Raw genomic sequence first — 12243 nt, forward strand, 5'->3', positions numbered from 1 at the left:
AGTTTTTGATTGCGTTGGATATGTATTGCATGTGCGCGCCATGCTGCTATGGTTTTACGCTACAAGTGCGTGTTCTTGTTGAACGAGGCAACAATGCTTGCCATGAATAAGATAAAAGACAGGGTTAGGGTTTGATGAGTTCTCACGTTATGCTGACACATCGAACCTGTTATCGGTATGATAGGCCTGTCAGCATGGGGCCTCAAACTATTCGGCTGCGTCCTACGCTGCATTCGCGCACACCTGTGCTTTCATACAATTTGCACGTGCAACCAACTGAGTGCTTGGTGAACTGGGCACAGGATGCGCTGGGCAATCAGATTGCATACGTTGAATGTGCCGATCAGGTGACTCAGTTTGATATTGAAGTGGCACTTATGGTGGACCTGACACCGTATGATCCTCTTGCTGATACAGCTATAGGTCCGGAACCTTTGAATGAAGGAAATGGGCAAACGCCGCAGCGTATAAGTGAGAATATGCAATCACTCATCGGTGCGCATCAGGTTCTGGCAGCGCAAAACCCCTTGGACAAAATTAAGGCTCTTAACCAAGTTATTGCACAGCGGATTCAATACCAACGGCGTATGGAACCGGGTGTTTGGACGGCAGAGGAAACATTGCAGCACGCCAGCGGTTCTTGCCGAGATAGCGCATGGTTGCTGGTAAGTGCCGCGCGTCATCTTGGTTTTTCGGCTCGCTTTGTTTCCGGTTATCTTATTCAGGAAGAATGTGCGGAAGGTAAGATTACAACCCTGAATGGTGATTTACACGCGTGGGCGCAGGTTCTTATCCCGCAAAAGGGCTGGATTGGGTTTGATACCACATCTGGCTTTCTGGCAGGCGCAGGGCATATTCCGCTGGCAGTTGCAAATACACCGCAGGATGCAGCGCCTGTTTCTGGCGTGCTGGATTGTTGTGAAGCCGTATTTGATGTGTTCATGCAAGTGCAGCACTTACCCCGACAATGAAACGGTTTTCCTGCCAATCCTGCAACCATCTGGTGGGGTTTGAGGCAACGCAGTGTGGATATTGCGGTATTACCGTAGGGTATTTGCCCGAGCTTGCGGCCATGACGGCACTAGAGCCTCAGGCCGATGGCACATGGTTGCCTTTGGAAGAAAAGGCAGAAGGGAAAGCGCGGGCCTTTTGTATCAATCATGTTTATGGTGTGTGTAACTGGCTGACATTGGCCGCAGATAGTAATGCAACAGCCGGGTTTTGTGTTGCCTGCCAATTTAACCGCATGATCCCCAATTTAAATGTGCCAGAAAACAAAGACCGTTGGTACAAACTGGAAGTTGCAAAACACAGGATGTTTTACACAATCCTGCGTTTGAAGCTTCCGTTTAAAAACCGGCGGCAAGACCCGGAAAACGGTTTGGCATTTGATTTTCTGGATGATGCAGCAGATGGCTCTGTTGCCATCATGACAGGCCATAGCAATGGTATTATCACAATTGCTACCAAGGAAGCGGATGATGCTTACCGTGAAAAAATGCGCATCGAAATGGGAGAGTATTATCGTACTCTGCTAGGGCATTTTCGCCATGAAATTGGTCATTATTACTGGAACATTCTGGTAAGAGATGGTGGAAAATTGGAAGCCTGTCGTGCAGTTTTTGGTGATGACCGCGCAGATTATCAGGCTGCATTGCAAACCTATTATGCGCAATCTCCCCCGCAAAACTGGCGCGAGAATTTTGTAAGCTTTTATGCGACATCTCACCCATGGGAAGACTTTGCAGAAACATGGGCGCATTATTTCCATATCGTTTCTACACTGGAAACAGCTTTGGCTTACGATATGACTGTAAGCGCCACAGTGGGCGGAGATGCACTTCTTTCCCCGCATGGAGACCCTTACACAACCATGCCTTTTGAGGAAATTATCAACGCATGGGTTCCGCTAACTTATGCGGTCAATAATTTAAACCGTTCCATGGGGTTGCCAGATTTTTATCCGTTTACGTTAACGCAGGGTGTCGTGCACAAACTGCATTTTATTCATGATCTTATTCGAGGTGTTCAGAATAAATTATAAACCCTTGGGTTTTGTGGCGTTATACAGCACATAAAATAAAACCCGATGCAGCCAAAAATGCAGCATCGGGTTTTGAGTATTGTAATACGCTAAGCTAATAACAGTTTAGCGATTATACGCTTTCTGCAACCCAGCTTTTGCGTTTTGTTGCCTGGCCAATGCCGGGGTTCATGCAGTTGCAGGGGTCAAGCTGCTGATAGTGGTCCAGCATGTTTTGCGGAGCCTTATACAGGTGGCCCACATTATGCTCTGCCGGATAGCGTGCCCCACGGGCATCTAAACCGGGCAGCATTTCATGCTCTACAGCTATAGCATTATACCCCTTCTTCACCACGTAATCCTGATGCATGACATGGCAGAGGAAGTGGCCGTAATACAGTTTAACAATCAGCTTGTTTTCAATATCCTGCGGCAGTTTTTCAAACCATTCCCGATCATTCCGGCGGAGGGCAACGTCCAGCGCCACAATATCTTCTGCTTCCTTATGGTGCACAGCGCGGTATCTTACAGCCGCACCAGCGGCAGCAAAACGATGCAGGAAGGCAAGCTTGCCTTCTTCTGGCGTGCATTCAAAATAGTCACCAGTGGCACTGCCAAAATATGTCTGCAGATACTGGCGCATAGGCCCAGCCAGATCGTGCGAGACCTTGAGCATGAGATGGTGTTCAAACTTGTCCCGGTAATCCAGCATCCGCGTGGGGAGCTGACGTGGTAACAGGTAGCTGATGGCCTGCATGATCCGATCACTCAGGTGGTCGGGCAGGAAGCCAAGTTTTTTGGCAAAAATGTCAAACCGGGATTTCATGGCGAACATTTTTGGCAAAAACTTGGTGCCAAAATAACGGATAACCGCAAAAGTATCCTTGCCGTATTTTTCAGCAATATTAAACGCGTCACGGTGGATATATTCCCCGCAAATCGGCAGTTCATTAAATGCTGTCAGCACATGGCGGCGCAGGTTTTCCAGCTCATCCGTATTGTTGGTGCCGATATAGAAAACAGACGTATCTTTGTTGGCAGGAAAGGTATCAAGGCGCACAGCAAACACAACCAGCTTGCCCGCGCAGCCCGCGGCTTCATACCAGCGTGCCGGATCTGCATTGTAGCGGGCAGGGGTATCGGCATCAATTTCGCGCACGTGGTTGATGTAATTGCCATCGTGCCCTTTGCCTGCGTTCCAATCAATATCTGCTTCAGTAAAGGTGCCAGCTTCCAGCTTCTGCAGTATCGCTTCCGGGTCATTCCCCAGTTGGATACCCAGATGATTAACAAGTTGCAGTTTACCATCCGGCCCAACCTGACCAAACACAGCCATTTCTGTGTAAGCTGGACCACGCTGCACCAGTGCACCACCAGAGTTGTTGCTAACGCCACCAAGCACAGAGGCACCAATACAGGAGGAACCAATAACAGAATGCGGTTCCCGCCCAATGGCAGCCAGTTTGCTTTCCAGTTCGTAAAGCGTGGCACCCGGTAGGCACACAACTTGCTTGCCGTTACCAATCAGATGAGATTTATCCAGCCGTAGCGTGCTGATAAGCACGATATCACGGTCATAATTATTACCATCGGGGGTGGAGCCACCAGTCAGCCCCGTATTGGCGGCCTGCATGATAATAATTTTATCAGCATTTACGCAGGCCTGAGCAACGCGCCAAAGTTCGATAAGTGAGCCTGGCTGAACAACAGCAAGCACCTTACCCGCGCCAAAGCGAAAACCATGGGTAAAGCGATATGTGCTGTCTTCTCCGGTCAGGACATGGTGCTGGCCAGCTATATTCTTCAGCTGTTCAATCAGCTGCTTGTTGTTTTCTGCGGCGGTTGTCACGCATAAATCCTTTCTACGGCAGCCGGAGGTCGTGTTTCAGATACCGGCAAGAGTATAACGTAATGGTGTTTTCACGGTTACGCCTGATATTGCGCCGTGAATAACAAATGACAAGAAACATGGCATAGGAACGCAAGAAAGTCTCTGGCTACCCCCGTTTCTGGCAACGCATGCCTGTTATAACATGTTGGGGCGCGTTTGTCGTATTATCTTGAAATACCCAACGTATCTGGCGGTTATTGGGAGGGTGATAACGTGAATTGTTTGGAAAATTCTGAAAGATTTTTTATCAATGGGCAGTGGGTTTTCCCTTCTGCGCAAGATCAGCAAGACATTATCAACCCAGCAACAGAAGAACCTTGTGGTCGTCTTGCATTGGCACACGCGCAGGACGTGAATCGGGCTGTTGAGGCTGCTCATGCGGCATTTGAGGCATGGAGCACCATAACACGTGCTGAACGGCTGGAGGTTTTAGGCCGTATTCCTTCTATCTATCAGCGCAGAGCAGAAGAGATGTCGCAGGCGATTTCTCTGGAAATGGGGGCTCCCATCACCCTCGCGCGGGAAAGTCAGACCCCAGCAGGCTTGGCGCATATAGAAGAAACGTTGGATGCCTTGCGTCACTACCAGTTTGAGGAATGTGAGGATTATATTCTCATCACTCATGAACCCATAGGTGTTGCCGGGCTGATTACGCCGTGGAACTGGCCCATGAACCAGATAGCCTGCAAGGTTATGCCAGCCTTGGCTGCCGGATGCACTGTTGTGCTCAAACCCAGTGAAATTGCACCTTTATCTGCCATTATATTTACAGAAATCCTGCATGAAGCAGGCGTTCCCGCTGGTGTGTATAACATGGTGCAGGGTAACGGCCCTGTGGCCGGAGAAGCCTTGGCCAGCCATCCGTTGGTCAATGTGGTGTCTTTTACCGGATCAACACAGGCGGGTATTGCCGTGGCGCAGGCCGCAGCGCCTACTGTTAAACGTGTTTTGCAGGAACTGGGCGGCAAATCTGCCAACATTATTTTCCCTGATACGGATTTTGCAGATGCAGTAGAACGGGGTGCCCAAGAGTGTTTTGGAAATTCTGGCCAGTCCTGTGATGCACCAACCCGCATGTTGGTGCCGCATGAGCTGATGGAAAAGGCCATGGATATTGCAGCTAAAGTTGCGAATGGTCTGCGTGTGGGCAATCCGGCCGATAGCATGACGGAGCTTGGTCCCGTTGTAAGTGCCAGCCAGTTTAACCGTATTCAGGTATTGATTGAAAAAGGTACAGCCCAAGGAGCCATTCTGGCGGCTGGCGGGGCAGGGCGCCCAGACGGGCTTGCGCAAGGGTATTACGTGCGCCCCACCGTGTTTGGTCACGTTACATCGGATATGGTGATTGCGCAGGAAGAAATCTTCGGTCCGGTTTTGTCCATCATGGGGTATGCGGATGAAGATGATGCCATTCGGCTGGCAAATAGCACACCATATGGTTTGGCCGCATATGTGCAATCTGGCAGCATGGAGCGTGCTCGTCGGGTCGCACGTAAGCTCCGGGCTGGCACAGTTACCCTTAATGGTGCTGCGTGGACCGTAAAAGCTCCATTTGGTGGGTATGGCCTGTCTGGCAATGGCCGTGAATGCAGCCGTTTTGGAATTGCAGAGTTTTTGGAAACCAAAGCAATTGTTGGATACGGAGCAAACTCAAAAAAGCACTGAACAGTTCAGAAAGAAACTATCGTCGTCTCAAAACATTGTGTTCAGGGCAAATGTTTGTCCCAATCTTTTCATCATTTTGAGATGTCCAAAAATACACATTTGCAAGAATTGATGCAGGTCATGGTTGGGATATCTGATTCAGGCTGGGATCAGTGCGCAATGCAACAGAATGTATAGGTAAGGGAAGTATTATGGCACGTGTAGCAGGCAAGGTTGCCATTGTTTCTGGGGCCGCTAATGGCATTGGCAAGGCAACCGCACAGCTTTTGGCTAAGGAAGGCGCAAAAGTTGTTATTGGTGACTTAAAAGAAGAAGATGGGCAGAAAGCTGTTGCAGAAATTAAGGCAGCAGGTGGTGAAGCCGCATTTGTCAAACTGAATGTAACAGATGAGGCTGCATGGAAAGCCGCTATTGGGCAAACGCTTAAGCTTTATGGGCGGCTGGATATTGCAGTGAACAATGCAGGCATTGCGTATTCTGGCAGTGTAGAAAGCACATCTCTGGAAGATTGGCGGCGCGTTCAGTCTATCAATCTGGATGGCGTGTTTTTGGGCACACAGGTGGCTATTGAGGCCATGAAGAAGTCGGGCGGTGGATCCATTGTCAATCTGTCTTCCATTGAAGGACTGATTGGGGACCCAATGCTGGCCGCCTATAACGCCAGTAAAGGTGGGGTAAGGCTGTTTACAAAATCTGCGGCCCTACATTGTGCCAAATCTGGATACAAGATTCGGGTAAACTCAGTGCATCCCGGCTATATCTGGACACCTATGGTGGCCGGTTTAACAAAGGAAGATGCTGCTGCACGCCAAAAGCTGGTGGATCTGCACCCCATTGGCCACTTGGGTGAGCCCAACGATATTGCTTACGGTATTTTGTATCTTGCCTCTGATGAATCCAAGTTTGTTACAGGGAGCGAACTGGTCATTGATGGTGGGTACACCGCACAATAAGCAATCAGGTGTAAGGGAGTAAAATTTTATGTCCGGTAAAAAGCATTTCTCTCCAAGGCGGGAGAAAAAGCATGCGACACGTGAGGATTTGATCCTAGGCTTGCTCAATCAGTTTGGTTCTTCTGTAGAAACTGATCGGGAGAAATATCTGGATCTGGTGTCTGAAATTGCAGAAGCGGTAGATGGACGCCGAAAGAGAGGTAGCAACGTAGATACTGCCGAAGGTAATCCAGACGTTAGCGGCTAAATATTTCTAAAAATTAAAGAGAATTAAACAAGAGCCAGCCATTTATAGTAAGGGCTGGCTCTTGTTTTATTTATGGCAGAGGGTGAGCAGCGTTCAGCTTTTCACGCTCTTCCAGCACAACGCCCGGCTGCAGCGGTGTAGCGCGTTCCTTTTTAATATCATCCGCCGAGAAGGTGGGCGTAGAAGCCGCGCCACTCAGGGAAGAAACATAGGTCAGCAGAGCGGCAATTTCTTCGTCAGACATGGATGCCATGGAAGGCATGTACCCCATGTAGGAACCACCAGCGGCCTTCAGGCTGCCAGCAAGACCGTTCAGCAGTACGTGCGCCACGTAGGTTTTGCCTTCAGGAGAAGCCGCAATTTTGTCAATGCGTCCTTTCAGGGGTGGAAACTGCCCAGGAACGCCATCGCCGCTGCTCTGGTGGCACATGGCGCAGTGCGTTGCATAAAGCTGTGCGCCATCTGCCGCTGCATGCGCCGCACCGGAAAAGCCTACGCCTCCGGTAAGAGCTGCCAGCAGAGCGAGAACGGTCTTTTTCATAAAATACTCCTGAAAACTGTTCGATAATGAAATGACTATACACGGATAACCTATCTTCTCAACCTAAGGAGGTTGAAAGAATACGCTTTCTTTATTTCGAATAATCAGGGCGGAAGAAAGGCTTCACGGTTACAAATAAGGGATGAACTACAGGGAGAACTGCGCAAAAAGAGAGAACAGGGCGCATCAGGCAAAGCGTATTTTGCGTGAGCACGTCTGTTTTTCTGAGTAGAATTGAGAGATATTTTTTTAAGAAACAGCTCTTTGTTCCATAGGTCATAAGTATGGAAATAAAGAATCGCTCATAGTCGGATTTAAGATATACAGGTGTAAAAGCACAAAATAAAATCACATTAAATTTTTAAGGAGAGTAGCAGTTTACTGCCATTAAATGGTGCCCAAGGGCGGGATCGAACCACCGACACTGCGATTTTCAGTCGCATGCTCTACCAACTGAGCTACTTGGGCACCGCAGCCTCGCGGCGTGAGAGAGCATGTATCTCACTCTCTGCAGGAGATCAAGTCACCTTTCGTCATTTCTTTCAGCTTTTTCATCATTTTCAATCGGAGCAGGGGCGCCCGGAATACGATAGTCGCCAGAAAACCAGCGGCCCAGATCCACATCTGCGCAGCGTTTTGAGCAAAAAGGGCGAAATTCTGCTTGTGCAGGTTTGCCGCATACGGGGCATTTAGCGGGTTTAGAAGTCATGCGTCCTGAACCGTCCAGAAAAAATCAGGCAAAGCAGGGTCAGCCTTTAGGGCCAAAGGTTTGCCGCGGAGCTGCACACAGTCTGCTACAGCCTGTGGGTCCTGCTCTAGTGCCCGAATAAGGGGGATACTGCCGCGTAAGATGGTTGCTGTAGGGGCTTCTGCCAAGATGGTACGGAGTGCCTTAAGCGCATGCCCATGGGGAGAGTTTAGAAGCTCTGGAAGGGAAGGGTGAATACGCGGGCGTACAATTTCAATCAGCCCTAAAGCGCTTACACCAAGGCAGCGTGGGCGAAGTGGGTCTGCCTGTAAGGCCGCCTGCACAACATCCTGCAAGGCCTGACGCTTGCGCATGGCCATGCCTGCCGGGTCGATGACGATGGCGCCAGAAAGATTGCGCAGGCGAATTTGGTGCAAAAGCTCAGGCAGCGCATCACGGTTTGCTGCAAATTGTGCGGTCTGCTTGGGGCGGGAACCCGCAACAGGTGGGGCATCCATATCAATGGCAGTAAGAGCAGGAGTTGGGGTAATAGTCGCCTGCATATTGCCGGGCAGTTCTACCGTGCTGTCTTCCAGAGCATGACATGCTGCCGTAATTTCTGGCGGCGTGGGTGTAAACCCGGGTTCTCGTCTTGAGCGTAGGATGGGCGGCACAAGGGCTGCTGCCTGCGGAGTATCTACTACAATGGTCGCATTGGGCCATTGGCGCGCCAGCCGCTCCAATGGTGTTGGACCAGAAGTTACAAGGCCAATATCCTTACCTTGTGCAGAAGGCTCCAGCATGCGTACACGCACGCCCTTGCCACCTTGTGCTGCGCGAGAAACGCAAACCGTTATGCTTTGGCCTTCGGTAAGAGCGGATACAGCTTTCTGGTCAGACAGAAAGCCCTGTAAGCCCTGACCCAGATCAACAAAAGCTCCGCCCATAAAGGCAGCTTGCGCCGCTACGCGAGCAACATAGATATTACCAACAAGATCGGGAGCAGCTGGCCGCCAGAGTGCGTAATCCAGCAATGTATCATCTTGGGTGACCGCAAGACGCATTTCACCCGGAAAGGTGGCAACGCGCAAATACTGAATCACGCCAGCCAGTGTCCGGGTTGCCCGCGTAAAAGCTGGGCTGTTTCAAATAGTGGTAAACCGATAACAGCAGAGCTGCTGCCAGATAGAAAACGAATAAAGCCAGCGGCATGGCCTTGCAGGGCATATCCACCAGCTTTGCCTTCCCAATCACCTGCATCCAACAAGGCATTGATCTGATGGGGCGTAAGGCGGTTAAACGTAACTGCTGTTTCTACCAGTCGTTCCGCTGCTTTGCCTTGTGGCCAACTGGAGCTGGGCATAACAGCAACTGATGTGATGACCGTGTGCCGTCTGCCAGAAAGACGCTCCAGGCAGAATTGCGCTGTTTCGCGATTTTCGGCTTTGGGCAGAATACGCCGGCCCAACGTAACCACTGTATCCGCGGCAAGAATTAAGGCGGGTTCAGTTACGCAGGTAGCCACAGCACGTGCTTTTTCTAACGCCATACGGTGCGCATAAGCACGGGGGAGTTCGTGTTTTGCAGGTGTTTCGTCAATATCAGCCGGAACAATGCGGTCAGGCACTACGCCAATCTGGCGCAGCAGATCTACCCGCCGGGGCGAAGCAGATGCCAGTACAAGGAGAGGTGTCTCTCCTTTAACGGAGTTCTGCTGGCCGGAAACTGTCACGGCTTTATTTGAAGCGGAACGTAATGCGACCCTTGGAAAGGTCGTAAGGTGTCATTTCAACATTCACGCGGTCACCCGCCAGAACGCGAATACGGTTCTTACGCATTTTGCCGCTGGTGTGCGCCAGAATAACGTGTTCATTGTCCAGCTTTACGCGGAACATGGCATTAGGCAGCAGTTCAGTTACCGTGCCGCTAAATTCAATCATGTCTTCTTTAGACATTGCATCCTTCGTATGTTTCAGAGCCGTTAAAGGTCAATCTTGGTGAGCAGATATGGGTGAGCGGCAGCCTATGGTCAAGCATTAGGTGTTGAGGCTGCCAGCATATCCAGTCTGGCGGAAACGCTAAGCGCATGGGCTTCCAGCCCTTCGGCCTGCGCCAGTGCCACAGCAGCAGGCCCAATCTGGCGGAGGGCATCAGGCCCGCCGGATAAGAATGTCGTGCGCTTCATGAAGTCAAAAACAGACAGGCCAGAAGCAAAACGTGCTGTGCGCGAAGTTGGCAGCACATGGTTGGGGCCACCTACGTAATCCCCAATGGCTTCTGGGCAGAAACGGCCCAGAAAAGCAGCTCCGGCATGGCGCACATGGGCAAACAGACTTTCCGGGTCATCTACCATCAGTTCCAGATGTTCCGGGGCCAGACGGTTTGCCAGTTCCACGGCTTCCTGCATATCGCGGCAGATCAGCACTGCCCCGTTACGGGCCCAGCTTGCGCCAGCAATAGCTGCGCGGGAGAGCACGCGCAGTTCAGCTTCCACTGCTTCAATAACGGTGTCTGCAAACGCAGCATCTGGGGTGATAAGCGTAGCCTGCGCGCATTCATCATGCTCAGCCTGTGCCAGCAGATCCAGAGCAATCAGGCGCGGATTCGTATTCGAATCGGCAATCACCACCACATCAGATGGGCCAGCAATGCTGTCTATGCCCACGTAGCCAAAAACCTGACGCTTGGCTTCGGCTACGTAAGCGTTGCCCGGGCCAACAATACGGTCAACCGGGCGGATGGTTTGTGTGCCATAGGCCATGGCGCCCACAGCTTGTGCGCCACCAACACGGTAGATTTCTGTCACACCAGCTCGGTGTGCAGCAGCCAATACCAACGGGTTAATCACGCCATCAGGAGTCGGCACGCACATGGCCAAACGCTTTACTCCAGCAACCTTGGCCGGAATGGCATTCATCAGCACGGAAGAGGGATAGGCCGCTTTGCCACCGGGCACATACAGGCCAACAGCATCCAGCGGAATCCAGCGCAGGCCCAGTGTCATGCCCACATCATCTGTGTAACGGATATCAGCTGGCAGCTGGTTTTTATGGAAGGACTCGATACGCTGTGCCGCAACATCCAGTGCTTCCAGCAGTTCTGGGCTTACTTTTGCACGTGCCTGCTCAATTTCCTCTGCTGTAAAGGCAAGCTGTTCAGCTGTAAGGGGCAGGCGGTCAAAGCGTTCCGTAAAGGCGCAAAGTGCGGCATCACCCTCTTTGCGCACGGCAGCCAAAATATCTGCAACCGGTTTATGAACTTCCTGCCCTTGCTCCTCACGGTTGGAAAGAAGAGCGGTAAATTCGGTTTCAAAATTCGGTTCGCGCGTATCAAGCCGTTTCATGGAATGCGTTTGCCTTACACATTTTCCGCAACGGGCGAGGATGCTGCAAGCGCCGTGCGAAAGCGGGAGAGAATGCGGTCAATCTGTTCCGGACGGGTTTTAAGGGCCGTGCGGTTAACAATAACGCGGCTGGTCACCTGAGCGATGGTTTCCACTTCCTTCAAGCCATTGGCTTTCAGGGTAGAGCCCGTATCCACCAGATCTACAATCAAACGGGAAAGCCCAAGCATGGGGGCCAGTTCCATGGCGCCGTGCAAATGCACGATGGTGGCGTTAATGCCCCGCGCTGCAAAAAACCGGCGCGTGATAGCTGGGTATTTGGTGGCCACGCGCACTTCGGACCACCGCTTCCATTCCTGCGGATCATGCGGAAGGTGGGCAGGCTGCGCGACAGAAATGCGGCAAGCACCAATACCCAGATCAAGCGGGGCATAAATTTCGGGGTAATCGAATTCCATCAGCACATCAGCGCCGCAAACGCCAACCTGAGCACCACCGCTGGCAACAAAGGTGGCAACATCAAACGAGCGCACGCGCACCACATCAACCTGTGGGTCCTGTGTGGGAAAGCGCAGTTTGCGGCTATCTCCGCCCAGACATTCCGGGGCAGGGGCCATGCCTGTGCCAGACATGAGGGGTGACACGGCTTTGAGGATACGGCCTTTGGGGAGAGCTAGAACAATACGCCCGTTATCTTCCGTGCCGAAAGATGTTTCGGTCTGATGGGCAGGGCGGGGATGGTTCATGAAAACTCCGGCGGAGGCAAGGCGTGTCAAGTTAGGCCTGCACTCCTACCACAAGGCGCAGCAGAAGAAAAATATGTAGTGGCCACATCTGCCATCCGTTTGCTTCTGGCAGATATGGCCACCCACCAGATCTAAAGGAGAAAGCC

At 51.4% G+C, this 12243-nt stretch carries 13 protein-coding genes and 1 tRNA gene; 5 read left to right on the forward strand and 9 right to left on the reverse strand.

The annotated features are described in order from the left end of the window. Positions 1-134: 134 nt before the first annotated feature. Complete coding sequence (locus tag FCN51_RS22320) at positions 135-971, forward strand: transglutaminase family protein (protein WP_160256903.1); 837 nt, start codon at positions 135-137, stop codon at positions 969-971. Then, positions 968-2044: a zinc-binding metallopeptidase family protein gene (locus FCN51_RS22325; RefSeq protein ID WP_124295907.1), complete on the forward strand. Its 1077-nt coding sequence runs from the start codon at positions 968-970 to the stop codon at positions 2042-2044. The genes FCN51_RS22320 and FCN51_RS22325 overlap by 4 nt, the downstream gene beginning before the upstream one ends. A 112-nt stretch (positions 2045-2156) precedes the next feature. Here FCN51_RS22325 and dld read toward each other — a convergent pair whose 3' ends face one another. Further along, a complete protein-coding gene (gene dld / locus FCN51_RS22330; RefSeq protein ID WP_003625810.1) occupies positions 2157-3872 on the reverse strand; it encodes a D-lactate dehydrogenase in 1716 nt (571 codons plus the stop codon). 198 nt (positions 3873-4070) lie between these two features. Here dld and FCN51_RS22335 point away from each other — a divergent pair, with 198 nt between their 5' ends. From FCN51_RS22335 to FCN51_RS22345, 3 genes are all read left to right on the forward strand, one after another. After that, positions 4071-5579 (forward strand): aldehyde dehydrogenase family protein, encoded by a 1509-nt coding sequence (locus FCN51_RS22335; RefSeq protein WP_160256904.1) that lies wholly within the window; start codon positions 4071-4073, stop codon positions 5577-5579. A 191-nt stretch (positions 5580-5770) separates the two neighbouring features. Continuing rightward, entirely contained in the window at positions 5771-6532 is a 762-nt protein-coding gene (locus FCN51_RS22340; RefSeq protein ID WP_020944327.1) for a glucose 1-dehydrogenase, read from the forward strand. Between the two features lie 28 nt (positions 6533-6560). Further along, positions 6561-6779 carry a hypothetical protein gene (locus tag FCN51_RS22345; RefSeq protein WP_020944326.1) on the forward strand — a complete coding sequence of 73 codons (219 nt, stop codon included), beginning with the start codon at positions 6561-6563 and terminating at the stop codon, positions 6777-6779. A 70-nt stretch (positions 6780-6849) separates the two neighbouring features. Here FCN51_RS22345 and FCN51_RS22350 read toward each other — a convergent pair whose 3' ends face one another. The 8 genes from FCN51_RS22350 to hisG all read right to left on the reverse strand — a co-directional run bounded on the left by FCN51_RS22350 (position 6850) and on the right by hisG (position 12097). Then, positions 6850-7320: a c-type cytochrome gene (locus FCN51_RS22350; protein WP_003625799.1), complete on the reverse strand. Its 471-nt coding sequence runs from the start codon at positions 7318-7320 to the stop codon at positions 6850-6852. Positions 7321-7712: 392 nt separating this feature from the next. Then, positions 7713-7788: transfer RNA gene (locus FCN51_RS22355), tRNA-Phe, on the reverse strand. Between the two features lie 55 nt (positions 7789-7843). Beyond that, the gene (locus FCN51_RS22360; RefSeq protein ID WP_003628614.1) at positions 7844-8029 is read right to left on the reverse strand and encodes a DNA gyrase inhibitor YacG; all 186 of its coding nucleotides are present in this window, start codon (positions 8027-8029) and stop codon (positions 7844-7846) included. Beyond that, complete coding sequence (locus tag FCN51_RS22365; protein WP_124306360.1) at positions 8026-9111, reverse strand: ribonuclease E/G; 1086 nt, start codon at positions 9109-9111, stop codon at positions 8026-8028. The genes FCN51_RS22360 and FCN51_RS22365 overlap by 4 nt, the downstream gene beginning before the upstream one ends. Further along, positions 9108-9740: a Maf family protein gene (locus tag FCN51_RS22370; RefSeq protein ID WP_160256905.1), complete on the reverse strand. Its 633-nt coding sequence runs from the start codon at positions 9738-9740 to the stop codon at positions 9108-9110. The genes FCN51_RS22365 and FCN51_RS22370 overlap by 4 nt, the downstream gene beginning before the upstream one ends. A 4-nt stretch (positions 9741-9744) precedes the next feature. After that, on the reverse strand, positions 9745-9963 hold the full coding sequence (gene infA / locus FCN51_RS22375; RefSeq protein WP_003623225.1) for a translation initiation factor IF-1: 219 nt from the start codon (positions 9961-9963) through the stop codon (positions 9745-9747). A gap of 74 nt (positions 9964-10037) precedes the next feature. Beyond that, the gene (gene hisD / locus FCN51_RS22380; RefSeq protein ID WP_160256906.1) at positions 10038-11351 is read right to left on the reverse strand and encodes a histidinol dehydrogenase; all 1314 of its coding nucleotides are present in this window, start codon (positions 11349-11351) and stop codon (positions 10038-10040) included. A 14-nt stretch (positions 11352-11365) separates the two neighbouring features. After that, positions 11366-12097 carry an ATP phosphoribosyltransferase gene (hisG, locus tag FCN51_RS22385; RefSeq protein WP_003623223.1) on the reverse strand — a complete coding sequence of 244 codons (732 nt, stop codon included), beginning with the start codon at positions 12095-12097 and terminating at the stop codon, positions 11366-11368. Positions 12098-12243 lie beyond the last annotated feature (146 nt).

The organism is Acetobacter pasteurianus, from assembly GCF_009914215.2.
In the GTDB taxonomy this organism is placed as follows: Bacteria; Pseudomonadota; Alphaproteobacteria; order Acetobacterales; family Acetobacteraceae; genus Acetobacter; species Acetobacter pasteurianus.